21 protein-coding genes and 1 pseudogene are annotated in these 24,351 nt (G+C 75.0%); 13 read left to right on the top strand and 9 right to left on the bottom strand.

Translation table 11 applies throughout. The annotated features are described in order from the left end of the window. Positions 1-145 precede the first annotated feature (145 nt). From ACEPPI_RS32700 to ACEPPI_RS32680, 5 genes are all read left to right on the top strand, one after another. Entirely contained in the window at positions 146-1,369 is a 1,224-nt protein-coding gene (locus ACEPPI_RS32700) for a glycosyltransferase (RefSeq protein ID WP_373918881.1), read from the top strand. 271 nt (positions 1,370-1,640) lie between these two features. Continuing rightward, positions 1,641-2,180, top strand: coding sequence for a DUF6643 family protein (locus tag ACEPPI_RS32695; RefSeq protein WP_373918880.1), 540 nt, complete (start codon positions 1,641-1,643; stop codon positions 2,178-2,180). A 73-nt stretch (positions 2,181-2,253) separates the two neighbouring features. After that, positions 2,254-3,081 (top strand): MOSC domain-containing protein, encoded by an 828-nt coding sequence (locus ACEPPI_RS32690; RefSeq protein WP_373918879.1) that lies wholly within the window; start codon positions 2,254-2,256, stop codon positions 3,079-3,081. 293 nt (positions 3,082-3,374) lie between these two features. Then, positions 3,375-3,986 (top strand): hypothetical protein, encoded by a 612-nt coding sequence (locus tag ACEPPI_RS32685; RefSeq protein WP_373918878.1) that lies wholly within the window; start codon positions 3,375-3,377, stop codon positions 3,984-3,986. 135 nt (positions 3,987-4,121) lie between these two features. Next, complete coding sequence (locus ACEPPI_RS32680; protein ID WP_373918877.1) at positions 4,122-6,581, top strand: right-handed parallel beta-helix repeat-containing protein; 2,460 nt, start codon at positions 4,122-4,124, stop codon at positions 6,579-6,581. Here the strand turns inward: ACEPPI_RS32680 and ACEPPI_RS32675 are convergent. Further along, a complete protein-coding gene (locus ACEPPI_RS32675) occupies positions 6,532-8,928 on the bottom strand; it encodes a hypothetical protein (protein WP_373918875.1) in 2,397 nt (798 codons plus the stop codon). The two genes, ACEPPI_RS32680 and ACEPPI_RS32675, sit on opposite strands and share 50 nt — an antisense overlap. A 210-nt stretch (positions 8,929-9,138) precedes the next feature. Here ACEPPI_RS32675 and ACEPPI_RS32670 point away from each other — a divergent pair, with 210 nt between their 5' ends. Beyond that, complete coding sequence (locus tag ACEPPI_RS32670; protein WP_373918874.1) at positions 9,139-9,729, top strand: SRPBCC family protein; 591 nt, start codon at positions 9,139-9,141, stop codon at positions 9,727-9,729. A 37-nt stretch (positions 9,730-9,766) separates the two neighbouring features. Here the strand turns inward: ACEPPI_RS32670 and ACEPPI_RS32665 are convergent, their stop codons facing one another. Further along, positions 9,767-10,942 (bottom strand): PLP-dependent cysteine synthase family protein, encoded by a 1,176-nt coding sequence (locus ACEPPI_RS32665; RefSeq protein WP_373918873.1) that lies wholly within the window; start codon positions 10,940-10,942, stop codon positions 9,767-9,769. 198 nt (positions 10,943-11,140) lie between these two features. On the opposite strand from ACEPPI_RS32665, the gene ACEPPI_RS32660 reads away from it, so the two are divergent. Further along, positions 11,141-11,686, top strand: a complete 546-nt coding sequence (locus ACEPPI_RS32660; protein WP_373918872.1) for an ATP-binding protein — start codon at positions 11,141-11,143, stop codon at positions 11,684-11,686. 183 nt (positions 11,687-11,869) lie between these two features. On the opposite strand, the gene ACEPPI_RS32655 is transcribed toward ACEPPI_RS32660, so the two are convergent. Further along, entirely contained in the window at positions 11,870-13,225 is a 1,356-nt protein-coding gene (locus ACEPPI_RS32655) for an ROK family protein (protein WP_373918871.1), read from the bottom strand. Positions 13,226-13,266: 41 nt separating this feature from the next. Further along, complete coding sequence (locus ACEPPI_RS32650) at positions 13,267-13,923, bottom strand: alpha-ketoglutarate-dependent dioxygenase AlkB (RefSeq protein ID WP_373918870.1); 657 nt, start codon at positions 13,921-13,923, stop codon at positions 13,267-13,269. A gap of 36 nt (positions 13,924-13,959) precedes the next feature. On the opposite strand from ACEPPI_RS32650, the gene ACEPPI_RS32645 reads away from it, so the two are divergent. The 3 genes from ACEPPI_RS32645 to ACEPPI_RS32635 all read left to right on the top strand — a co-directional run bounded on the left by ACEPPI_RS32645 (position 13,960) and on the right by ACEPPI_RS32635 (position 16,433). Beyond that, on the top strand, positions 13,960-14,703 hold the full coding sequence (locus ACEPPI_RS32645; protein WP_373918869.1) for a maleylpyruvate isomerase family mycothiol-dependent enzyme: 744 nt from the start codon (positions 13,960-13,962) through the stop codon (positions 14,701-14,703). Between the two features lie 160 nt (positions 14,704-14,863). Next, the gene (locus ACEPPI_RS32640) at positions 14,864-16,087 is read left to right on the top strand and encodes a GDSL-type esterase/lipase family protein (RefSeq protein ID WP_373918868.1); all 1,224 of its coding nucleotides are present in this window, start codon (positions 14,864-14,866) and stop codon (positions 16,085-16,087) included. Positions 16,088-16,142: 55 nt separating this feature from the next. Next, positions 16,143-16,433, top strand: a complete 291-nt coding sequence (locus ACEPPI_RS32635) for a hypothetical protein (protein WP_373918867.1) — start codon at positions 16,143-16,145, stop codon at positions 16,431-16,433. 88 nt (positions 16,434-16,521) lie between these two features. Here the strand turns inward: ACEPPI_RS32635 and ACEPPI_RS32630 are convergent, their stop codons facing one another. Continuing rightward, on the bottom strand, positions 16,522-18,075 hold the full coding sequence (locus ACEPPI_RS32630) for a class I adenylate-forming enzyme family protein (RefSeq protein ID WP_373918866.1): 1,554 nt from the start codon (positions 18,073-18,075) through the stop codon (positions 16,522-16,524). Positions 18,076-18,213: 138 nt separating this feature from the next. Here ACEPPI_RS32630 and ACEPPI_RS32625 point away from each other — a divergent pair, with 138 nt between their 5' ends. Then, positions 18,214-19,125: a LysR family transcriptional regulator gene (locus tag ACEPPI_RS32625; protein ID WP_373918865.1), complete on the top strand. Its 912-nt coding sequence runs from the start codon at positions 18,214-18,216 to the stop codon at positions 19,123-19,125. A gap of 60 nt (positions 19,126-19,185) precedes the next feature. On the opposite strand, the gene ACEPPI_RS32620 is transcribed toward ACEPPI_RS32625, so the two are convergent. Further along, a complete protein-coding gene (locus ACEPPI_RS32620) occupies positions 19,186-20,268 on the bottom strand; it encodes a spherulation-specific family 4 protein (RefSeq protein WP_373918864.1) in 1,083 nt (360 codons plus the stop codon). A gap of 291 nt (positions 20,269-20,559) precedes the next feature. Continuing rightward, positions 20,560-21,258, bottom strand: a complete 699-nt coding sequence (locus ACEPPI_RS32615) for a TetR/AcrR family transcriptional regulator (protein ID WP_373918863.1) — start codon at positions 21,256-21,258, stop codon at positions 20,560-20,562. Between the two features lie 149 nt (positions 21,259-21,407). On the opposite strand from ACEPPI_RS32615, the gene ACEPPI_RS32610 reads away from it, so the two are divergent. Then, entirely contained in the window at positions 21,408-21,866 is a 459-nt protein-coding gene (locus ACEPPI_RS32610; protein WP_373918862.1) for a nitroreductase/quinone reductase family protein, read from the top strand. A gap of 686 nt (positions 21,867-22,552) precedes the next feature. Further along, on the top strand, positions 22,553-22,834 hold the full coding sequence (locus ACEPPI_RS32605; protein ID WP_373918861.1) for a hypothetical protein: 282 nt from the start codon (positions 22,553-22,555) through the stop codon (positions 22,832-22,834). Positions 22,835-22,858: 24 nt separating this feature from the next. Here the strand turns inward: ACEPPI_RS32605 and ACEPPI_RS32600 are convergent, their stop codons facing one another. Beyond that, a complete protein-coding gene (locus ACEPPI_RS32600) occupies positions 22,859-23,005 on the bottom strand; it encodes a hypothetical protein (RefSeq protein WP_373918860.1) in 147 nt (48 codons plus the stop codon). Positions 23,006-23,129: 124 nt separating this feature from the next. Further along, positions 23,130-24,290: pseudogene (locus tag ACEPPI_RS32595) on the bottom strand (IS1634 family transposase); the annotation flags it as partial. Positions 24,291-24,351 lie beyond the last annotated feature (61 nt).

Here is a 24,351-nt window from a genome sequence, read left to right as displayed (position 1 = left end):
GGCCCACGCCGCACACCGGGCACCCCGAACCGGGCCGGGCTACGGGCGTGCGGGCCGGGCCTCCGGTTCAGGCCCCGCGCCCCGCGGGGAGCGCCGCACCGGCGGGGCGCGCGACAGGTTCCGCGGGGTTCGCCAGACTGCGGACATGGGCCTCCTCATCGCCGCGTACGCCTCCCTCGCCGCCTGGCTTTGGCTCACCTTCGCCCAGGGCATGTTCTGGCGCACCGACGTCCGCCTCCCCCCGCGCTCCGCCCCCGCCCGCTGGCCCTCCGTCGCGATCGTCGTCCCCGCGCGCGACGAGGCCGAGGTGCTCCCCCTCAGCCTTCCCTCCCTCCTCGCCCAGGACTATCCCGGCGAGGCCCGGATCGTCCTCGTCGACGACGGCAGCAGCGACGGCACCGCCGCCCTCGCCGCCCGGCTGGCCGAGGGACAGCCGGGCCTGCCCCTCACCGTGATCTCGCCGGGAGACCCGCCGCCCGGGTGGACCGGCAAGCTGTGGGCCGTGCGCCACGGCATCGCCCACGTCCGCACCGAGCACACCCGCACACACGTCAACGGGCACGCGGGGGGCCTCGCCGCAGGCGCCCCGCACCGCCCCGGGCCGGAGTTCCTGCTCCTCACCGACGCCGACATCGCCCACGAGCCCGACAGCCTCCGCGAACTGGTCGCCGCCGCGACCTCCGCCGACCTCGACCTCGTCTCGCAGATGGCCCGCCTGCGCGTGGTGAGCGCGTGGGAGCGGCTCGTCGTGCCGGCGTTCGTGTACTTCTTCGCCCAGCTGTACCCCTTCCGCCGGATCAACCGGCCCGGCGCCCGGACCTCCGCGGCCGCCGGCGGCTGCGTACTGCTGCGCACGGAGGCGGCCGTCCGGGCCGGGATCCCCGACTCGATCCGTCAGGCCGTCATCGACGACGTCGCCCTCGCCCGCGCTGTCCGCCGCGCCGGCGGCCGGATCTGGCTCGGGCTGGCGGAGCGGGTGGACAGCGTGCGCCCGTACTCCGGCCTCGGCGACCTGTGGCGGATGGTGTCGCGCAGCGCGTACGCCCAACTGCGCCACCGGCCCCTGCTGCTGGCCGGGACGGTGGCCGGGCTGGTCCTCGTGTACCTGGTGCCCCCGGCCGCCCTCGCCGCGGGGCTCGCCGCCGGGCGGCCCGCCACGGCCTGGGCCGGGGGTCTGGCCTGGCTGCTGATGACGGGCACCTACCTGCCGATGCTGCGCTACTACCGCCAGTCGCCGCTGCTCGCCCCGCTGCTTCCGCTTACCGCGCTGCTGTACCTGCTGATGACCGTCGACTCCGCGGTCCTGCACTACCGGGGGCGCGGGGCCGCGTGGAAGGGGCGCACCCACGCCCGGCCCGGTGATGCCTGAATCGTCCGGCTTCCGGCCCGCGGAGCCGGTCCGCGCGCCTGCTGAGGGAACGTCATGCGAGGTCATCGCATTGTGACCGTGCGTCAGTACCAGATAGGTGCAACACCCAACCGGTGAGTACGAGTAGGAACAAGCCGGGGTGCAAGTGACGAATCGTGCAGGTGAACTTCAAGAGAAAGCTGAGGCCCTGACCTGGGAATATGCAGGTCAGGGCGGTGTTGACGCCACCTCGCTATGGACCCGGTGAAGTCGTGGGCTTAACTTAGGTCCCATGACCTCCCCCCGCTCCACTTATGGCGGCGGTTACTACTCCGCGCCCTCCTTCAAAGACACCCCCATCTACGACTCCCTCGTAGCCGAACGCGGCACTCCGCAGATCGCCCCCATCCGCGTCCCGGCCGCCTACGAGTCGCCCAGTGCCGGCTATTCGAGCGGTGGGTACCTGCCGGCCCTCCCGTCCGCCCTTCCCGCCCTGCCGGCCGCGCCGTCCGCGCCGCAGCAGCAGGGGTCCCCGGGATACGGGTACCAGTACCAGCAGCAGGCCGCGCCCCAGCAGCAGATGCAGATGCCGACGGCGATGCCGGTGCCGCTCCAGAACGCGCCCGCGCCGTACATCCCGCAGCAGCAGCCGATGGCGGCCCGCGCGGGGTACGTCCAGCAGCCCCAGCCGCAGCAGCAGCCGCGCCCGGCCGCCATGGGCACCGGCTACGAGGCCATGCGCCCGGCGGCTCCGCGTCCGGTGGCGGCCCCCGCGCAGGTCCCCTCGTACGAGGATCCGTACGGCCGCCAGTTCCAGGGGCGCGGCTACTGACCCGGCCCCGCGCCGCCGGACCCCGCGGAAAACGCGCTGGGGCTCCGGCACGGAATGCTGGCAAAATGCACCCATGTCGAATCTGTACGTCCAGTCGCTCCACGTCCATCCCGTCAAGTCGGTAGCGGGGACTGCTCCCGACGAGGTGGCCGTGGAGCCCTGGGGTCTGTCCGGGGACCGCCGCTGGGCGGTGGTCGACACGGCGGGCGCGGTCATCACCCAACGCCAGCAGGCGCGACTGGCCTTGGCCTGCGCCCGTCCGCTGCCGGACGGGCGGGTCGCGCTGTCCGGGCCCGGGATGGCGGAGCTGGTCGTGGACGTGCCGGAGCCGGGCCCGCTGGAGCCCGTCGTCCTGTTCGGCAAGAAGATCGACACCGTCGTCGCGGCGAACACCGCCGCCGACTGGTTCAGCGCCTACCTCGGGCAGCCCGTACGGCTGGTCCACCTCGACGATCCGGCCGTGCGCCGTCCCGTGGACCCCGACTACGCGCTCCCCGGCGAGACCGTCAGCCTGGCCGACGCCTATCCGCTGCTGCTGACCACGACCGCCTCGCTCGACGCCCTCAACGAGCTGATCGCAGGGGGCGACCACGCGCAGGAGGGGCCCCTGCCCATGAACCGGTTCCGCCCGAACCTGGTGGTCGGCGGCCCGGCGGGGGCGTGGGCCGAGGACGGCTGGCGGCGGATCGCGATCGGTGACGCCGTCTTCCGCGGCGTGCGCGAGTGCGGGCGCTGCATCGTCACCACCACCGACCAGGAGACGGCGGAGCGCGGCCGGGAGCCGCTGAAGACGCTGGCCGTGCACCGGCGGATCGGGAAGTCCCTCGCCTTCGGAAGGCAGCTGGTGCCGGTGGTCCTGGGTACGGTGCGGGTGGGCGACGAGGTGCGCGTGCTGGAGTGATCCCGCCATGGCCCCGCACGGCCCCACAGGACACAGGACCCGGCAGAGCCCCGCGCGCCGCTGACCACGGCGGGTGGAATGACACCTTCGAGGGGCTCCGGGTGCCCGATGGAACCAACGGGCGGGGCGGCGCCGTTGGAGCAGACAGGACCTGTGAACACCCACCGCGACCGTCCGTACCGGACCGGGTGACACGCGTCTCGCGCGTCCCGGAATGCGCGTCCGCCGGGCATGCGGAAGGCTTGGACGCGCAGACAGACGGATGGCTGGCGCAAGTAGGGGGAGCCGGGACCGTGCGGACAGCAATGGGTGTGTGGCGTTGGCGGCGCAATCCGCTGCGCAGGCCGACCGATCTCTTCGAGGCGTGGGTGGCGTTCGCCGCGCTCGTGTGCGTACTGCTGGTGGCTCCGGCCCTGGGCTGCGCGGCGGGCCTGAAGGTGGACGGCACGCTGCAGCGGGCCGCGCGCGACCAGCGGCACGAGCGGTACCTGGTTCCGGCGGTGGTGGTCCGGCCGACACCGGATCCCGTCGCCGGTTCGGCCACCGATCCGGGCGCGGGGCGTCAGGCCCCGGAGCGGACGCGGATCGTGGCGTCCTGGACCGCGCCCGACGGCAGCAGCCACGAGGGCACGGTCCCGGCCGCGGAGGAACCGCCCCTTCCCGGCGACCGGTTCCGGATATGGACCGACATCCGGGGGCGGCTGGTGGGGCAGCCCCTCGACCCGTCCGCCGCCTCGTTCCACGCGGGTGTGGCCGGGCTGGCCGCCGCGCTGACCGCGGCCGCGCTGGCGGAGACGCTCCGGCGGCTGGTCGTACGCCGGCTCATGCATCGGCGGTACACCCGTCTGGACCGCGCGTGGGCCGCGGCCGGGCCCGACTGGGGCCGTGCGGGCGCGGGCAGCTGACCTGGCCACTCACCGGCCCCGCGCGCGCTACGGTGGAGCCGGAGTCCGGTCCGGCCGCTTCAGCCGCAGGGAACGGCTCCGGCCGCTCCGGGAACTTCCGCAACACGAGTACGAGGGTGGGGGCACGACAGCGCGATGGCTCAGGGCACGGTCCACGTGACGCACGGCGGGGCCTCGCGATGGCGGCGGCGCTCCGGTGAGTATCCGACGCTGAGCGCCGCGCTCGCCGCCGCGGGCGACGGCGACGTCCTGTCCATCGCCCCCGGCACCTACCGGGAGAACCTGGTCCTGCGTCATGCCGTCACCCTGCGCGGGCCCGAGGGCGCCGCGGCCGGGTCGGTGCGGATCGCCCCGCTCGACGGGGTCGCGCTGACCGTGCGCGCCTCGGCAGTGGTCCAGGACCTCCACCTGGAGGGTGCGGACCGGGCGGCGCCCGCGCTGCTCGTCGAGGACGGCTGTCCGGAGCTGAGCGACCTGCGCGTGCACACCCGCTCCTCGGCCGGCATCGAGGTGCGCGGCGGGGCCCGGCCGCTGGTGCGCCGGTGCACGGTGGAGAATCCGGCCGGGGTCGGGATCTCCGTCCTGGACGGCGGCGGCGGGGTGTTCGAGGAGTGCGAGGTGGTGGCCGCCGGGCAGGCCGGCGTCTCGGTGCGCGGCGGGCATCCGCGCCTGGAGCGCTGCCGCGTCCACCATGCCACGGGCGCGGGCATCGCCGTGACCGGGGAAGGCTCGGGCCTGGAGGCGCTGGGCTGCGAGGTGTACGAGATCAAGGGCAGCGGGGTGCAGATCGCGGCGCGCGCCGCGGCCCGCCTCACGGACTGCGCGGTGCACCGCACCTCCGCCGACGGGGTCACCCTCGACACCGACGCCGTGCTCACCCTCGTCGGCTGCGACATCCACGACATCCCGGAGAACGCGGTCGATCTGCGCTCCCGTTCGGTGCTGACCCTCAGCCGCAGCACGGTCCGCCGGTTCGGGCGCAACGGTCTGTCGGTGTGGGATCCCGGTACCCGGGTCGATGCCGAGTCCTGCGAGATCCACGACAGCACAGGTGACTACCCGGCGGTGTGGATCAGCGACGGGGCCACGGTCTCCCTGGACTCCTGCCGGGTGCACGACGTGCCGGACGCCCTGTTCGTACTGGACCGGGGTTCGCGCGTCGACGTGGTCGACAGCGACCTCTCGCAGGTCCGCAACACGGCCGTCTCCGTCAGCGACGGCGCCGGCGCGCAGCTCGACGACTGCCGCATCCGGGATGCCGGCACCGGGGCGTGGTTCCGTGACCACGGAAGCGGCGGCACCCTCGCCAACTGCACCATCGAGAACGTGCAGTCCGGCGTGATCGTGACCAAGGGCGCCGACCCGGTGGTGGAGCGGTGCACCGTCGGTTCGGCCGCCGAGGCCGGTTTCTACGTGTCGGCGGGCGGCCGCGGCACGTTCACGGCCTGCCGGGTGAGCGGCAGTTCCGGTTTCGGCTTCCACGTCATCGACGGCTGCCGGACCACTCTGACCCGCTGCCACACCGAGCGCTGCGCACGCGGCGGGTACGAATTCGCCGAGGACGGCCCGCTCGCAGAAGGGTGCACCGGTGACGAGTCCGGGGCGCGGCTCGGCGCGCCGGCGGCCGCGGGCGGCGCGCTCGCCGGGGCGCAGCCGGGGACCCGTACGGCGTCGGCCGTGCAGGGTCGGGCGGGAGTGCCCGCCGAGGTGCCCGGGCAGCGGCCCTCGGACCCGGCGGATCCCGCGGCGGCCGGCGCGGCCGGCGCGGGTGCGGGCCGCGGTTCGGGCGAGGTGCTGGGACAGCTGGACGCGCTGGTCGGTCTGGACAGCGTCAAACGTGAGGTCCGGGCCCTCACCGACATGATCGAGGTCGGGCGACGGCGGCAGCAGGCGGGCCTGAAGGCGGCCTCGGTGCGCCGGCACCTGGTCTTCACGGGATCCCCCGGCACCGGCAAGACGACGGTGGCCCGGCTGTACGGGGAGATCCTGGCCTCCCTCGGGGTGCTGGAGCGCGGCCACCTGGTGGAGGTGTCCCGGGTGGACCTGGTCGGCGAGCACATCGGCTCGACCGCGATCCGTACGCAGGAGGCCTTCGACCGGGCCCGCGGCGGGGTGCTGTTCATCGACGAGGCGTACGCACTCGCGCCGGAGGACTCGGGGCGGGACTTCGGGCGCGAGGCGATCGACACGCTGGTGAAGCTGATGGAGGACCACCGGGACGCCGTGGTGGTGATCGTCGCCGGGTACACGGAGGAGATGGAGCGCTTCCTGACCGTCAATCCGGGGGTGGCGTCGCGTTTCTCCCGCACCATCACCTTCGGCGACTACGGGCCCCGGGAGCTGCTGCGGATCGTGGAGCAGCAGGCGGAGGAACACGAGTACCGGCTGGGCGAGGGTACGGGCGAGGCGCTGCTGGCTTACTTCACGGACCTGCCCAGGGGTCCGGCGTTCGGCAACGGCCGCACCGCGCGCCAGACCTTCGAGTCGATGGTGGAACGGCACGCGGGGCGGGTGGCGCAGCTGGCCGAGCCGAGTACGGACGAGCTCACCCTGCTCTTCCCGGCGGATCTGCCGGCTCTGTCCGCGCCCTGCTGATCCGCGGGCCGGGAACCTCCCGGGTGTCGTGTACGTCGCCGCGCGGGGCGGCGTCCAGTCGCGCGAGGAGTGCGTCGCGTTCGGCGTCGAAGGCCGGATCGGCCTGGTAGTCGCCGTGGCCGAGGATCGGCGCGGGCAGCGGGTACCGGGGGCTGCGCCCGTAGGCGAGCGGGTCGCGCAGGGGGCCCCGGTCGACGGGTTCGCCGACGGCGGCGCCGGTCTCGACGGGCCCTCCTATGGGGTCGGTGGCCCGCCACAGGTTGCGCCAGCAGTCGAGGTCGCGGTGCAGGGCGGCCAGCCGGCCGGGGCCGAAGAAGTCGGGGAACCAGCGGCCGTAGAGCCGGGCCAGCGGTGAGCCGTAGGTCAGCAGCCCGACGCGGCCGCGTACTTCGGGCGGCAGTTGCCAGACGGCGGCCGCCGCGAGCACGCTGCCCTGGGAGTGTCCGGAGATGACGAGGCGGCCCCCGGTGCGGGCGGTCCAGCCGGTCATCCGCCAGGTCAGGTCGGGGACGGCCCGCTCGGCGTAGCAGGGCGGGGCGAAGGGGTGGGCGGCGCGGGGCCAGAAGGTGCCGACGTCCCACAGGATCCCGACGGTCCGGCGGGCGGCGGGGTCACGGTAGGCGCGGCGGCCCCACGCGACGAAGGCGGCGACGCCGAGCCCTATCAGCCAGGACCCGGTGTCCTGGGCGGCGCGGGCGGCGCCGGCGAGCAGCGGGTGGGCCCCCCGGGCTGCCTCGGCGGGGACCCGTCCGCTGATCCAGGCTCCGGCGAGGGCGCCGGTGCCCAGTACCAGGGTGATCCCGGAGACGGCCCCCACGAACCACGGCGCGGAATCGGTGAGCGCGGCGGCCGCCCGCGCCCCGGCGATCTTGCGGCTGCGGTCGGGGTCGGCGGGCTCTCCCGGGTACTCGGCGGCGAGGCCGGCGGCAGTCCGGCGCCGGTTCAGGGCGGCGCGGGCGAGGGCCCAGGCGGCCGGCAGCAGCAGGGCGATCAGCAGCGGCGGCAGCACGGCGGCCTGCCAGGACAGCAGGACGGGCGGTCCGGGCAGCGCGGCCCCGGGCGTGCCCGGTGTGGCGCCCCCGTCGAGCCAGTCGGCGACGCGCTGGGCGACCCCGCCGGACATGACCCCGCCGAGGGCGCAGCCGAGCACGGCGACGGCGGGTCCGCCGAGGCCCCGCAGGGCGGCGCCGGGCTGGGGCGTGCCGCGGTGCAGGCGGTGGGCGACGAAGGCGAGGGCCAGCGCGCAGCAGCCCTGGCCCAGCATGAGCACCCCGAACGCGAAGTCCCCCGGGAGCCGCCCGGCCGAGACCCAGCCGGGGCGGGACCAGCCCGCGTAGAGGAGGACCGCGGCGAGCAGCGCGAGGGCGCCGCCGGGCAGCAGGGTGATCGCGGCCCGGTCGAGCCGGTGGTCGGGCCGGGCCTCGGTGCGGCCGCGCCGGCAGACGACCCACAGGACGGTGGCACCACCGGTGGCGAGCAGCGCCTCGACGGCCCACCCGGCGGCCTGGAGCGCGGGGGCCGTGGCGGTGGCGGCCCGGTCGTGGCGGACGGCGGGGGCGGCGACGGCCACCGCCACGGTGAGGAGTCCGGCGGCGGTGTGCGCGGCGCGCAGCCGCGCCACGATCCGCCGCCCGTACCAGAACCCGGGCTGGCCCAGCGGCGCCTCCTCCTCCCCCGGTCCGGGGGCGCCCGGGGTGGTGGAGCCGGCGGGCGGCGGCTGGGACTCGTAGGCGCTCCAGGTCCGGGTCGAGAGGTACCAGAGCAGCCCGGTCAGGGCGGCCGGGACCAGGGCGCCGACCGCGAGGCGGCGGCCGGGCTGACCCCACCAGGTGCCGGGCCGCGGGACGCCGAGCGGGGAACGGGAGCCGGCGCAGGTGGTGTTGCCCGCGCACTGCCAGGCGAGGAGGTCCAGCGCGACCTCGCAGGCCGCCGCGACGAGGAGGACGGTGAGGCTGAGGGCGAGGACCCGTACGAGGAGTCCGTACGTGCGCACCGCCCGCGCGGCCGCCTTGCCGGGGGCGGCGGCGGGCCGGGCCCAGTGGGCGAGGTTGGCGACCATGAACGGCAGGAGCAGCAGCCACAGGGCGCGGGCCCCGTTGCCGGAGGTGAGGCGGGACCAGCAGTAGGCCTCGGGCACGGGCCGTCCGCCGTGGCGTCCGGGACGGTCCTCGGCGTCGGCGTCCTCGGGGCGGCGGAACACGGCGGCGGTCGAGTCTCCGGTGATCCGGACGGGGTACGGGTCCCGGAGCAGCTCAGCGGGGGAGGCTCCGCCCACGCCGTGGACGAGCAGTTCGAGCGCGGGCGGCGGCGGGGGCGGCGGTTCGGAGGCGGCGACGGGGTCCGGCATGGGGTCTCCGCAGGTGAGGGGCTGGTGCGCGCGGGGCGGCCCCTTCAGCATCCCGCCCCGGGGCGTCCCTGCCCAGGCCCCGTGCGTGTGATGGACGTTCGGGCCGGGGGCGGGCGATGCCCCGGCCGGCGGAGACTTCTGACGGGCCGCCGGTTATGGTGGCGCGGCGGCGGCGCACCCCGCGCCCCACACCGCCCAGGGGGTAACGACATGACCCGCCGACTCCGCCCCGTGGGGCTGGGTTTCACCGAAGACGCGCCGACGCGCCTGGTGTTCACCGCCCGCGCCTCGGCCGCACCCGACGCCGTGTACCGGGCGCTCGCGGAGGAGGTGACGGGCTGGCCGTCCTGGTTCCGGGCCGTGACGCTGGCCCGGCCCACGGGCGGCGGCGGGGGCCGCGAGGTGCGGCTGATGGGCGGGGTCCGCTTCCAGGAGACGGTCATGGCCGCGGATCCCGGGCGGCGTTACGCCTACCGGGTCGACGAGACCAACGTGCCCGGCGTGCGGGCCCTGCTGGAGGAGTGGCTCCTGACCCCGGCGGACCGCTCCCCCGCCGCCGCGACCGCGCCGGGCACACCCGGCGCCGGCACACCTGCGGCTCCCGGCACGCCCGCCACTACCAGCGCGCCCGGCGCTCCCGGCACCGCCACCCCGGGCACCCTGGTCCGCTGGACCTTCGCCGCCGACGGCCCGCCCGCCTTCCGGCTGGCGCTGGCCGCCTCCCGCCCGGCCCTCGGCCACTCCTTCCGCACGGCGGTGCGTACGCTCGACGCCCGCCTGGCGGCCCGCACCCGCAGCTGACGGACCGCCACCGGGCGGGCCCTCGCCGCGCGCTCGCTCAGGCGGTGGGCTCGCGCCAGTCCCCCGTCCGCAGGAGCGTCTCGATCGTCTTGGTGTACGGGGCGATGTCGAGGCCCTGCGCGGCCAGCCATTCGTCCGAGTAGTACTTGTCGAGGTAGCGGTCGCCCGGGTCGCAGAGCAGGGTGACGACGCTGCCCGTGCGGCCCTCCGCGACCATCTCGGAGATGATCTTCAGGGCGCTCCACAGTCCGGTGCCGGTGGAGCCGCCCGCCTTGCGCCCTATGGCCTGTTCCAGGGCGCGGCAGGCGGCGACGCTCGCCGCGTCCGGCACCTTCATCATGCGGTCGATGGCGCCCGGCACGAAGCTCGGCTCCATCCGCGGCCGCCCGATGCCCTCGATGCGCGAGCCGCAGTCGCTGCTCGCGTGGGGGTCGCCCAGGGTCCAGCCGTCGAAGAAACAGGAGTTCTCGGGGTCGGGGACGCAGATGCGGGTGTCGTGCTGCATGTAGTGCACGTAGCGCGCGATGGTGGCGGAGGTACCGCCGGTGCCGGCCGTCGCGACGATCCACGCCGGTTCGGGGTACCGCTCCAGGCGGAGCTGCTGGTACATCGACTCCGCGATGTTGTTGTTGCCGCGCCAGTCGGTGGCCCGCTCCGCGTAGGTGAACTGGTCCATGTAGTGGCCGCCGGTGCGGGCGGCCAGGTCGGCGGACTCCTCGTACATCTTCATCGGGTCGTCGACGAAGTGGCAGGTGCCGCCGTGGAATTCGATGAGGCGGCACTTCTCCGGGCTGGTCGTCTTCGGCATCACCGCGACGAAGGGGACGCCGATCAGCTTGGCGAAGTAGGCCTCGGAGACGGCGGTCGAGCCGCTGGACGCCTCGATGACCGGGCGGCCGGGGCGGATCCAGCCGTTGCAGAGCGCGTACAGGAACAGGGAGCGGGCGAGTCTGTGCTTGAGGGAGCCCGTCGGGTGCGTGGACTCGTCCTTGAGGTACAGGTCGATGCCCCACGCCTCGGGGAGGGGGAAGCGCAGCAGGTGGGTGTCGGCGGAGCGGTTCGCGTCCGCCTGGACCTTGCGGACGGCTTCCTTGAGCCAGACGCGGTACTCCGCGTCGCTCCGGTCGACGTCGACCGTCGTCATGACCGCGCCCGCGGCCGTGTTCGCGGCCACGCTCGCGTCCGTCGTACCGGTGGTACCGGTGGTGCTCATGCGCCTTGCTCCTTTGTCGGTTCCGTGGCCCCCTGCTTTCGCAATGTACCCCTCCCACCTGCACAAATGGTTACTTTGGGTTTCCATGCGGATCGCTTTCGGTCGCGTTCGGTTGCACCGGAGGCCACCGTGGGTGACCCTGGTGGTGCGCTACCGAGGGTGCAGCACCCGTAACACTGATGTCGGGGAGTCGCAGCCGTGATCAGTCATTCCCGCAGGCACTGCGTCGTCGAACTGCAGGCCTTGCCAGCGCGGATCGGTCAGATCCGCAGAATCGTTTCCGCGCAACTGCGCCACTGGCAGCTCGATCCGCTCATAGACCGGGCTGCGCTCGGCGTGACGGAGCTGCTCAGCAACGTCCACCGCCATGCGCAGCCCGACAAGGTCTGCACGGTCGAGATCGAACTGCGCCTCGGGCGGCTGACCGTCTCCGTCTCCGACAGCGATCCGCGGCTGCCCGTGGTCCGGGCGGCCGATGAGCTGGAGACGTGCGGGCGCGGGCTCGCGCTCGTGGCGGCCGTCAGCGAGGCCTGGGGGGCCCGGCCCCTGCCGGACGGCCCCGGCAAGGTCGTCTGGTTCTCGCTACGGGCCGCCCCCGCACCGGCGGCGCCCACGGGCACGGTCCGTATCGGCGTGAACAAGCCGGTACGGGAACCTGCGCGGGCGGTGCTCACCGCCGTGGACGCGCAGGCCGTCCCGGTCGCCGTGCCGGTACCGGTCCCGGTCGGCACAGGGCCCGGGTGACGCCCCCGGCCGCACGCCCGCGGACCCGGCCCGGACGCCAGCCCCGCCGCACCCCCGAGGGCACCCGGGCCCGGCCCGCGCAGCCTCCACGGGCCGCCACCACAGGCCCCCGCCCCGGCCCCGGCCCGCCCGCTCCGAAGCCCGCCTCGGGCTCCGCCCCGGGAGCCCGTCCGGGCCGCCGCCTCAGGCGGCCGCGCCCAAGGCCCCCAGCGGGTCGTCCAGCACCGGCTGCCACGCCAGCTCCGCCGCCCCGACCAGGCTGTTGTGGTCGAGGGTGCACGGCAGGATCGGCACGCCGCCGCTGCGCCCCCACAGGCTGCGGTCCGCGACGACCGCGCGCAGCCGCTCCGGGTCGGCGTACAGCAGCTCCCGGTGCAGTCCGCCGAGGATGATCCGGTCCGGGTTCAGGATGTTGACCAGCCCGGCGAGCCCGAGCCCGAGCCGGTCGATGAGCTCCTCGGCGGCGGCCCGCACGCCCGGGTCCGCGTACTCGGCGTGCAGCAGGTCACGGGCCTGCTGGAGCAGGGACACCTCGGGGCCGGGGATGCGGCCCGCGGCGGTGAGGAAGGCCAGCGGGTCGGCCTCCACGTCCAGGCAGCCCCGGCTGCCGCAGTGGCAGGCCCGCCCCTCCGGGTTGACGGTGAGGTGGCCGACCTCCAGGGCCAGCCCCGCGCTCCCGCTGTGCAGCCGGCCGTCCAGGACCAGCGCCCCGCCGACGCCGCGGTGCCCGGTCGCCACGCAGAGCAGGTGCTGGGCGCTGCGGCCCGCGCCGTGCCGGTGCTCGGCGAGCGCGGCGAGATTGACGTCGTTGCCGGTCAGGGCCGGTCCGTCGATCCCGGCCGCCTTGACGCGCTCCGCGAAGATGGCCCGTACGGGAGCACCGGCCGGCCAGGCCAGGTGCAGCGGGTTCAGGGCGGTGCCCTCGGGCTCGGCGACCGCGGAGGGCACGGCCAGGCCGGCGCCGACGCAGCGCCGCCCGGACTCGGCGAGCAGCGCGGCGCCGGCGTCGACGACCGCGCCGAGGACCTGCGCCGGGTCGGCGGAGACCGTGACCTTGCCGGGCGCGGTGGCCACGATCCGCCCGCCGAGGCCGACCAGCGCCGCCCGGAACCCGTCCGGGTGCACCTGGGCGGCCAGTGCCACCGGCCCGTTCTCGTCGACCGACAGCCGGTGCGAGGGGCGGCCCTGGGCCCCGCCCGCCCCGCCGGGGCGGGAGTCGACGCGGATCAGGCCGAGCGCCTCCAGCTCGGCGGCGACCGCGCCCGCGGTGGCGCGGGTGACGCCGAGCTCGGCCGTCAGGACCGCGCGGGTCGGGGCCCGGCCGGTGTGGACGAGCTCCAGCGCGGGGCCGAGCGCGCCCCGGCCCCGTTCCAGCCTGGTCCTCGCGGAGGCGGCCGAAGCCGCCGAGGCCGCGGCGGCCGCCGATGTCCCGGAAGTCCCCGCAGCGGTGGACGCCGTATCCGCGGCGCCGGCCGCCGTGGACGTCGTGGACACCGTGGTCACATCCCCCACCCGCGGCGGGGCCCCGTTGCCGTTCATGACATGGATCCTCGCATGATCGGGAGGCGCCGGGCGCCCGGCTACGGCCCGAGGCCGCCGACGCGCAGGGTGATGTTGAGCCTCCCGGTCAGCCCCAGGCCGGGCGGCGCGGTACCGGGCAGGACCTTCGGCACCCCGTGGAAGGCCCGCCGGCTCGGTCCGCCGAAGACGAACAGGTCACCGCTGCGCAGCTCGACGTCCCGGAACGGACGTCCGCGCGAGACGGTGTTGCCGAAGCGGAAGAGGCAGGAGTCGCCGAGACTGAGCGAGACCACCGGGGCCCCGGACCGCTCCTCGGCGTCCCGGTGCATGCCCATCCGGGAGTCGCCGGCGTAGAAGTTGACCAGCGCGATGTCGTACTCCTCCCCGGGCGGCAGCGGCGTGCCGTACGCGGCGAGGACGGCCTCCCGGGCCAGTGCGGCCAGCCATCCGGGCATCGGTTTGACGGGGGCCCCGTCGCCGTCGACGGCCGTCCGCGCGTACCCGTACGGGTACCAGTGCAGCCCCAGGCACACCTGCCGGGCGGTCATCGTCCCGCCGCCGGGGGTACGCACGGTGCGCAGTCCGGCGGGCGGGCGCGCCCACTCCCGGCAGGCGGCGAGCAGCTCGCCCTGGCGCCCGGGTCCGATCCAGTCGGGCAGATGGACGGCGCCGGGGGCGATCTCGGCCCGCTCGCGCGGGAACAGTTCACCGACCACCCCTCCATTGTCGGGGTGCGCTGGCACACTCGCGGCATGAAGATCACCGAATACGTGGAATCCCTCGCCCGGGAGGGCGAGCTGATGGCCGACACCGCCGAACGGACCGGTACCGAGGCCCTGGTACCGACCTGTCCGGGGTGGCGGGTCAGCGATCTGCTGCGGCACACCGGGGCGGTGCACCGCTGGGCGACGGGCTTCGTCGCGGACGGCCTGGTGGAGCCGGCGCCGTTCCCGGACGCGCCGGAACTGTCCGGGGCCGAGCTGCTCGCCTGGTTCCGGGAGGGGCACGCGGAGCTGGTGCGGGCGCTGGCCGAGGCCCCGGCGGAGCTGGTGTGCTGGACCTTCCTCCCGACCGCGCCGCCGTCGTCGCTGGCGTTCTGGGCCCGTCGGCAGGCGCACGAGACGACCGTGCACCGCTTCGACGCCGAGTCCGCGCTCGGGCCGGGCTTCTCGTCGGTCACCCCGGAGTTCGCGGAGGACGGGGTGGACGAGCTGCTGACCGGCTTCCACGCGCGGCCGCGCAGCCGGGTGCGTACCGAGGAGCCGAAGGTGCTGCGCATCCGGGCGGCGGACACCGGCGCGGTGTGGACGGTGCACCTGTCGAAGGAGCCCGCGCGCACGGTGCGCGGCGACACCGGCGACCCGGTGGACTGCGAGCTGACCGGCGCGGCGTCCTGGCTGTACGCGGCCCTGTGGAACCGGCTCCCGCTGGCCGGCCCGGAGGTGAGCGGCGACGCCTCGCTGGCGGCGCTCTGGCAGGAGACCGGCCGCATCTGACGGCCGGAGCGGGCCGCATCCGACGGCCGGAGCGGGCCGCATCCGACGGCCGGAGCGGCCTCCCCCCGGGAGGGGAGGCCGCTCCGGCCCCGGACGGGCACGGCGCCGCACCGCGAAAATGGGTGTGCGGATCGGGAATCCGGTTGACAGGGTGGTGCGCATGAACTCCCAGCTCAACGACGCGACCGACGATCCGCACACGGCGGGCGCGGCCGGATGGATCACCACGCCGATCGGGGCGGACCTGCTGCGCGGCGCCCTGGAAGCGGAGCGCACCGCGCGCGGCGTGCTGCCGCACCGGCTGCCGGCGCGGGCACGCCGGCAGTTCCCCGATGCCTACCTCGCCACCGTCGAGACGCAGCCCTCCGGGGTCCGGCTGGCCTTCCGCACGCGGGCCACCACCGTCGAACTCGACGCGCTCCGCACCAAGAACGGCTACCGGGGCGTTCCGCCCCGCCCCGACGGCGTGTACGACCTGCTCGTGGACGGCCACCCGGCCGGCCAGGCCACCTCGAACGGCGGCAACGTGCTGATGGTGGACATGGCCACCGGCTCCGCGGAACTCGTGCCCGGTCCGGTCGGCACCGTCCGCTTCGAAGGGCTCCCCGCCCGGCTCAAGGACGTCGAGATCTGGCTGCCGTACAACGAGGTCACCGAGCTGATCGCGCTGCGCACCGATGCTCCTGTCGAGCCGGCGCGCGAACACGGGCGCCGGGTGTGGCTGCACCACGGCAGTTCCATCAGCCACGGCTCCAACGCGGCGGGCCCCACGACGATCTGGCCGGCGCTGGCCGCCTCGCTGGGCGGGGTGGAGCTGGTCAACGTGGGGCTGGGCGGGAACGCCCTGCTCGACCCGTTCACCGCGCGCGCCCTGCGGGACACCCCCGCCGACCTGATCAGCGTGAAGATCGGCATCAACATCGTCAACACCGATCTGATGCGGCTGCGTGCCTTCGGCCCTGCGGTGCACGGCTTCCTCGACACCATCCGCGAGGGTCACCCCGACACTCCGCTGCTGGTCGTCTCCCCCGTCCTGTGCCCGCTCCAGGAGGACACCCCGGGGCCGCTCGCCCCGGACCTGCACGACGGGAAGCTGAGCTTCCGGGCCCTGGGCGACCCGGCGGAGGTCGCCGCGGGGCGGCTCACGCTCACGGTCGTCCGACGCGAGCTCGCCCGCATCACCGCCGAGCGCGCCGCCGACGACCCGAACCTGCACCACATCGACGGCCGCTCCCTCTACGGGGAGGCCGACTTCGCCGAGTTCCCGCTGCCGGACGGCCTGCACCCGGACCCGGCCGGCCACCGCCGGATCGGGGAGCGCTTCGCGAAGCTGGCCTTCGCGAAGGACGGGCCGTTCGGGGAGGCCGGGCCGTCCGGCAGATGATCGTGCCGCCGGTGGGAGGGAAGTGACGGACGTGGCGTCGGGGCGGATCCACTTGGTGGGGAAGGTGACGCTGGAGGAGGCCGAGCGGCTCGCGCGCGCCTTCCTGCGCGGTCAGATCCGGGGATGGACGGACGACGGCTGGACGCTCGCCTGGGACGAGTGGGCGACCCGCGACGACGGGTACGTCTTCGAGATCGCCCGGGCCGGCGGGCTGCCCGTCGGGGCACCGGTGTTCATCGACCGGGCCGACGGCGCGTGCCGGCTGATGCCGGCCCGGGAGTACTCCCGGCGCAAGCGCCCGCGCCCCCTCGGGCTCCGTCCCGGGCGCGCCCCCGGGCCGGCCTGACGGCTCGCCCCGTGACTCCTCGGAACCACGGGACGATCATCCGTCGGACCCGCCCCGGGGTCCGTCGACCCGTCGGCCGGGGGGGCCGTCAGATCGGATCCGCCCCTCCCCCGTACCGGCTCCGCAGGCGGGTCTTGTCCGGTTTGCCCGCCTCGGTGAGCGGCAGCCGGTCCATGACGTGGATCGCGGCCGGTTCGTACACCGCGCCCAGGCGGGCGGTCACGAAGGCGGTGAGCAGCCGGGCGGTGTCCGGGGCCCGGCCCGGGGTGGGGACGACCGCGACGTGGAGTTCCTCGTTCCCGTCCGCCGCGCGGATCCCGAAGGCCGCGCAGCGGGCGACGGCCGGGTGCGCGTGCAGGACCTCCTCCACCTCCGCCGGGTGGAGATGGGCGCCCACGACGATGACCGTCTCCTTCAGCCGGTCGACGAGGTGGAGGTAGCCCTCGCCGTCGAGGAGTCCCAGGTCCCCGGTGGCCGCCCAGCCGTCGCGGACCACCTCCGCGGCCGGTTCGGGGCGCCCCCAGTACCCGGCCATCGCCGTGGGCGTGCGGACGTGGACCTCTCCCGTACCCCCGGGAGGGAGCACGGCGCCCGACCGATCCCGGATCTCGATGTCGACGCCGGGCAGCGGCCGGCCGGCGGTGATGCGGCCGCCGGGGCCGGTGACGGTGTGCTCGTGCGGGAGGACCTCCGCGATCGGGCCCGTCTCGGTCTGCCCGTACGAGCCGTGCAGGACGGGGCCGAAGACCTCCGCGGCCCGGCGCAGCAGCGCGGCGGACGCGGGGGTGCCCCCGTAGAAGAGGCGACGGAGGGCGCGGACGTCGGTGGTGGCGAGGTCGGGGTGGTCCAGCAGCTCGTGGAGGAGCGGCGGCAGGAGCCAGAGGTCGGTGACGCGGTACCGCTCGACGGCCGCCAGGACCCCGGCCGGCTCGAACTCCTCCCGCAGGACGACGGAGCCACCGGCGAGCAGGGTGGCGTCGGCGACGATGCCGGCCACGTGCGCGAGGGTGGTGCAGGCGAGGAACCGGGCCGGGGCGCCGGAGGGGATGTGGGCGGTGTGCGCGGCCAGGATCCGCCGGTAGGGGCCGTGTGCCAGCCGGACCAGCTTGGGCGGACCGGTGGTTCCGCCGGTGAAGCGCAGGCACCAGTCGTCCTCGGGGCGGACCGCGGCAGGCGTCCCTACGGTGTGCCGGTCCGGGAGCCGGCCGGGCCGGTCCTCGGTGAACAGGCCGGGGTCCAGGGTCAGCCGGAGGGGCTCGGGGCTCCCGGTCGGCAGGTCCCGCGTGGCGGGGTCCACCAGGAGCAGGACCGCACCGGTGGCCTCCAGGATCCGGCCCCGCGCCGCGGCCGGCGCGGTGGGGCTCAGGTGCACGACCCTGGCGCCGAGCAGGTTGGCTCCGTAGCGGGCGATGAGGGTCTCGGGTTGGTTCCCGGTGAGCAGGGCGACCGTGCTCGCGCGGGTGACGCCGTGGGCCGCCAGCAGCCCTGCGGCCCGGTGGATGCCGGTGTGCAGGGCGCGGGCGTCGACGGTCCGGTCTGCGGTGGTGAGCACGGTCCGCACGGGCGGGAACTCCGGGCGCGCGAGGACGGCGAGGAGGGCGTCCACGTAACTCTCGTAGGGCGGTCGCGGGGATCCGGGCATGACGTGCTGCCCCTTTCTTCGTGGGGTCCTGTGGGAGGGGCGGGGTCTTCCTCGGAGGCTAGGAGGCGCTCGATCGTGTCGTCCAAGACCGGTTCCGCCATGAGAACGTGCTCGCAGGGTTATGAAAGGGGGCGGTCGGTGGACCTGCTGTCGTTGCGGTGCTTCCAGGTCGTCGCGCGGTGCGAGCACATCAGCCGGGCCGCGGACGAACTGCGCACCGCCCAGCCGTCGGTGAGCCGGACGATCGCCCGGCTGGAGGCCGAACTGGGGGTGCCGCTCTTCGACCGGCGGGGCCGCCGGATCCGGCTCAACCGGCACGGCGCGGCCTTCCTGCGGCGGGTGGACCGGGCGCTCGCCGAACTGGAGGACGGGCGCCGCGAGTTGGCGGACGCCGCGCGCGATGGCGGGGGCGGCAGCGTGACGGTGGCGAGCGAGACCCTGCTGACCCTCACCGGGCTGCTGGCCCGATTCCGCGCGGCCCGTCCCGGGGTCGACGTCCAGCTGCGGCAGGCGTCCGCCGAGACGATGGCGCGCCTGCTGCGGACCCGGGATGCGGACTTCTGCTTCGCCTCGCAGCCGCTCGCCGGGCCCGCTCTGGAGTCGGTGGTGCTGCTCACCGAGGACGTGCTGCTCGCGGTGCCCCGCGGGCACCGGCTGGCCGGGCGGGAGCGGGTGGCGGTGACGGAGCTGGACGGGGAGCCGTTCGTGACCCCGGGGCGGGGGCACTGGCAACGGGCCCTGGCCGACAGGCTGTTCGAGCGGGCCGGGGTGCGGCCGACGATCGTGTGCGAGGGGGACGAACCGGGGGCGGTACTGGACCTGGTCGCCGCCGGGCTCGGAGTGGCACTGGTGCCGGCCCTCGCCCGGGAGTCCGGCACCCGGGACATCGTGGACTGGGCCCGACTGGCCTCGCCCGAGGCCCGCCGGGAACTGCGCCTCGTCCGGGCCGGGGGCGCCTACGCGTCCACGGGCGCCCGGAGCTTCGCGGACTTCGCTGTGGGGTACTTCGGGGACGCCTCGGCACGGGCCGGCGGGGCCGGCGCTCCGTAGGCCACCGGGCCGTCTGGCCGGGCGGGGCGGAGCGGGGCGGAGCGGGGCCGTCGGGCCGGTTCAGCCGAGGGTGGCCGCGTAGCCGGTCTGGAGGCCGTACGCCCACTCGGGAGCGGCGTTCCAGGGGTTGGGCATGACCGCGCTGGTGGCGTAGGCGTAGCCGGCGCCGCGTTCGAAGGCGGTGCGCAGGGTGGTGCGCATGGCCGCGGCGTCGGGAACGTCGTGGACGAGGTGCCAGAACGCGGTACCGCTCGGGTCGAGTTCGGCGCCCGCGCGGTATCCGCCGAGCGGGTCGAACACGTTGCCGCCGTGCCGGCCGCCCGAGGTGTACGCCGCGTACGTGTCCTCGAAGGTGACGAAGACGTCGGCGGTGCGGTGGCCGGGTTCGAGGTAGCAGTCGGCAATGGCCGTGCCAGGGTTGTCGACGACCAGTTCGGCGGCGCCCGGGTCGGCGGCGTGCATCGTGTCCTGGACGTAGCGGCGCAGGGCGGCGTAGTGGTCGCGCGTGGCGTTGCCGGGGCCGCAGTCGCGGCTGACGACGTCGAAGAAGATGCCGTCCACGTGGAGGCGTCCGTCCCCGTTGCCGGAGGGCTTGAGGTAGTTGTCGACGGACGCCTTGACCGCGGCGGGGTCCCGGCTGCCGTGGTCGGTGTGGACGTAGCCGAGGACCTTGGTCTTCTCGCCCGTGGCCGTGGTCCCGGCGCGCAGGGCGTCCGCGCGGGCCCGCCACGACGCGTCGAAGGGGGCGTCCCCGTTGCCCGGGTTGAGGACGACCACGGAGGGGGCCGGGCCGGTGGCGGCGAGGCGGGCGAGTACCGGATCGTCCGCCCAGACGTAGGCGGGCACGGCTATCTCCAGACCACGGACGCCGGGACGGCGGGGTACCGGCGTGACCGCCGGGGTGGGTACGGAGGCGGGCGAGGGGGCGGAAGCCATGTCGGGTTCCGCCCCGCCGGGTCTGGAGGGCGCGGGCTGCGGCGACGGGCCCCGCTCGGCGCGGGGCACCCGGTCCGCACGGTCCGCACGGGTCGCCTCGGCCGAGGCTGGCGGAGCGGGCGGAGCGGGCGGGGCGGGTGCCGGGGCAGTGAGCAGCCAGGTCACCAGAACGGCGTACAGGGCCTTCACGGCGCGGGCGCGGGCCATTGGCTGTTCCTCCGGCGGGCAGGGGGGCGACCCGAGGAACAGTAGACGCGCGGCAAGTCGACGAAGGGGGAACCACCCACATTGACGGGAGGAACAGAAAAGCGATCTGTCACCTCGTCATCCGAACCCGCGCCGGGCGGGCACCGGCGCCCCGACGGCGGGGGAACACGCCCGCACCCCGACGGCGGGGGACACGCCCGCGCCTCGACGGCGGGGGACACGCCCGCGCCTCGACGGTGACGCCGGGGCCCGCGCCCCTCCGGGCGGCGCCCCGCCGCCACGCGCGCCCCGTCAGACGGCGGGCAGTCCCACCTCGTGCGCCAGCCGGTCGACGGCATGCGCGAAGAACACGTCCCGTTCCTCGACGACCCGGTTGAACTGGCCGAACAGCTCGAAGGAGATCAGACCGACGAGCTGCGCCCAGGCCGCGACCAGGGCGGCGGTCACCTCGGGGGGCAGCCCCTCGGCGAAGTCGGCGGTCATCCGGTCCGCTTCGGAGCGCAGGGCGGGGGGCAGCGGCGGCACGGACAGGCCGCGGCCCTGGCCGGCGGAGCGGAGGATGCCGATGAGGACGTTGGCGACCCGGGAGGCTGGGCCGATGGTGTCCGCGGGGGCGCTGTAGCCGGGGACCGGGGAACCGTAGATCAACGCATATTCGTGCGGGTGCGCGAGTGCCCAGGCGCGCACCGCTTCACAGACGGCGACCCAGCGGGCGCGGGGCGCGGCACCGGCGGCGAGGGAGGCCGCGCCGGCCGTTTCGGCTGCGGCGCCGACGCTGTCGTAGGCGTCGATGATCAGGGCGGTCAGCAGTTCGTCGCGGCTCGGGAAGTAGCGGTAGAGGGCGGAGGAGACCATGCCCAGCTCGCGGGCCACGGCGCGCAGCGAGAGCTTGGCGGCGCCCTCGGCGGCGAGTCTGCGGCGCGCCTCGTCCTTGATGGCGGCGGTGACCTCAAGGCGGGCCCGTTCCCTGGCTCCTCGCACAGTGCTCATGCGGGTCAGTGTGTCATACATGTGGAGCACTGCACAAAAACGGGAGCGGCGCTCACTCCAGAGAGCACCGCTCTTGTTTTGGTGCGGCGATCCGTGCACACTGGTCTCAAGCGAGAGCACTGCTCTCCCAATCCGCCCCGGAGGTCATCGTGAACGCGCCCACCCCCTACTACGTCCAGGCCGGCCCGCTCGGCATCCGCTTCAACGCCCTCTTCGGCCGGCTCGCCCGGCTCGGCATCAGCCTGGCCGGAACGGCCGAGCTCTCGGTGCGCGGCCGCAAGTCCGGCGAGATGCAGCGGATCCCGGTCAACCCGCACACCCACGACGGCGCCCAGTACCTGGTCTCGGCCCGGGGCCACTCCCAGTGGGTCCGCAACATGCGGGTGGCGGGCGGCGGCGAGCTGCGCGTGGGCCGCAAGATCCGGACCTTCACCGTCACTGAACTCACGGACCCGGCGCAGAAGGCGGTCGTCCTGCGCGCCTACCTGGAGAAGTGGGGCTGGGAGGTCAACCGGTTCTTCCAGGGCGTCACCGCGAAGTCCTCCGACGCCGAAATCCAGGCGGCCGCCGGGGACCACCCGGTCTTCCGCATCACGGTGTCGAACTGACCGCCGGGGACGGCCGACCACCCGCTCTCCCACCCGAACGGCGGGCACACGACAGGCCTACGACAGCCCCCGGCCCGGCCGACGCTCCCGGCATCCCGCCCGCCGGACACGCGGCCGGCGCCGACGGCACCCGGCCGGCCCACCGGCCGTCCGCCTCACGGCGCCGACACCCGGCCGGCCACCGGAACCTGACGCCCACCCACCGAACGCACTCACCCAACAGCGCACGCCACCGCCGACCAGACCGCCCCGCGCTCCCCGGATCCCGCCCTCACCAAGCGCTCACGCACCCGGGGCCCCACCCGACACCCCACCGCGTACGCCACCCCGAGCGCGGCGGGGTCGCCCCGAGGCCCACACGGCCCGGCAGCCCGCCCCCGGACGGACACGCGACGACAGCGCCGTAGACCTCCCACCCGGCACCACCGCCCGAGCGCACCGCCCCCAGCACACCGCCCCGCGGAGCCGACCGGCAGCGCGCCGCGCCGAGAGCGACGGGGGCAGGGGCGGCCCGGGCCCCTTTCCACCGTGGTGCGGGCACCGGTGCGGTGCTCTAGCGTCGGAAGGGCGGGGGTGACCGATGCGCCGAGCAGGCCGCCCCCGGAGCGCCCGCTCCGCGCCGCCCCCGCCCGCGGTCCGGCGCACCCTCGGATCGCGTGACCGACCGAGAGAGCAGGTGCATCCGCATGCGTCGTTCGGCTCGTATCCCCAGCATCCTCGCCGGTCTGGTCCTCGCCTCCGGCGGCGCCTTCTTCGCGGCCCCGGCCGCCTCCGCCTCCGCCTCCGCCTCCGCCGGCGTCCAGGATTGTCAGCAGTACCTCCAGTCCCACGGCAAGCAGACCACGGCCGACACCACCCAGGCGTGCTACCAGGGATCCATCGGCAACCAGACCAGCTGCGTCGCGAGCCTCCGCCAGGCCGGCATCTCCACGGACGACTCGAACGGAGCCTGCCGCGCGGCCCACTAGACCCGTACTTCGCGGGTGACCGTTTCAGGTCTGTGGCCATCGGGTTTGTCCGATGTCGGTGTCGAGGAGATCGAGGAGGTGGAGTTGGACGCCGCGGTTGATATGGACGGTTGGCGGGTCGGTGACGTTTCCGATCCGCAGGGTGAGTTCGTCGAGGTGGTAGAGGATCACACGGCCGGTGGGACGGACCCGGCGGTTGTACCGGATAGAGACCGGCCATGGTCTCTTCGGGGCCCAGAGCGCGTCTGACCTGCCGTTCGATCAGGCAGAAGACGAGCAGGGCCAGGCAGATCACCTGGATCAGCGCGGCGACGCGCCGGTTGTGCTGCACGAAGACCGGTGCGACCGCGAGGGGGCCTTTGAAGTCGTGGTAACGCCGTTCGACCGCGCCTTGGCCCTTGTAATGGATCAGCACCTGGGCCGGGTCGGCCTTCTCGGCCGGAACGCTGGTGATGAGTGCGTACCAGCCGTCGACGGCTGCTTCGGCCTTCAGCACGTCCTGGTCGAAGTGCCAGATGAGGCCGGGGGTGCCGTGCTCGTCGGCGGTAATGTGCCAGCGCAGGCAGGAGGTGACGCGGCGCTTGGCCGTGACGACGCCGATCCGGGCGACGATCTTCTCCCGGGTCTTGTAGTGCCGTCCGCCCGCCGCACCGGCGAGCTTGTCGAGGTCGTCGGCGGCCTTGGCCAGTCGTTTGGCCCGGGCCGCCCGCTGGCCGGCCGCGACGGCGGTGGAATGGACCAGGATCCGGCGCACCGCCAGCGGCGGGTCGCTTTTGCGGCGGCCGACCAGGGTGTGGGTGTCCTCCAGGACCCGGTATGTCTCCCGTTCCGCCTCCGGTTTCCTCTCATCCCGCTCGGGCACCCAGTCCACGGCCTGGGCCCGCTCAGGGTCCAGGGCCGCGTAGACCTCGTCCTTGATCTGCGCGGCCGGGACGGGTGCGATGAACTCCACCCCGGCCTGAAGCAGGGCGGTGATGTTGGAGTAGGACACCAGCTTGGAGTCGGCGACCATCAAAAAGGTGTTGGTGCCGGCCATCGCCCGCAGGTCCTTCATCGCTCCGACGACCTGGCTGACCTCGGCCGCGGCGCCGTCGAAGACCCGGGAGTGGACGGGGATACCGCCGTCGGCGGTCACCGCGAGCCCGGCCTGGACCTGTTTCAAATCCAGGCGCCGGTCCTTGGGATGCCCGTTGCAGGCGATAAGCGGGTACCGCTCGTCCTGGTCCCCGGCAGGGAAGGCGCCGTGGACGGACATGCTGGTCATGCCCCAGTGCAGCCGCGAGACGTCGATCCCGAACTCGGTGATCGCCCGGGCACCGACCGTGCCCGCGATGACCTCCAGCTTCGGAGCGATCGCGTCCGGCGCGCGGGCCAGGCGGTCATCGTTGAGGAGGTCCGGCGTGATGCCGAAGACCTCCTCCACCGCCCAGGTGCGGGCCCAGTCCCCGACCCGCACCAGCGGTGCGGGCGAGGTCAGCCGGTTGGCCACCAGCGCCTCGATGACCTGCCCGTGCGTC

Origin of the sequence: Streptomyces sp. AB3(2024), assembly GCF_041862025.1 — a bacterium.
Lineage (GTDB): Bacteria > Actinomycetota > Actinomycetes > Streptomycetales > Streptomycetaceae > Streptomyces.
The sequence above is the reverse complement of the archived record's forward strand: the minus strand, read 5'-3'. Positions and strand labels throughout refer to the sequence as shown.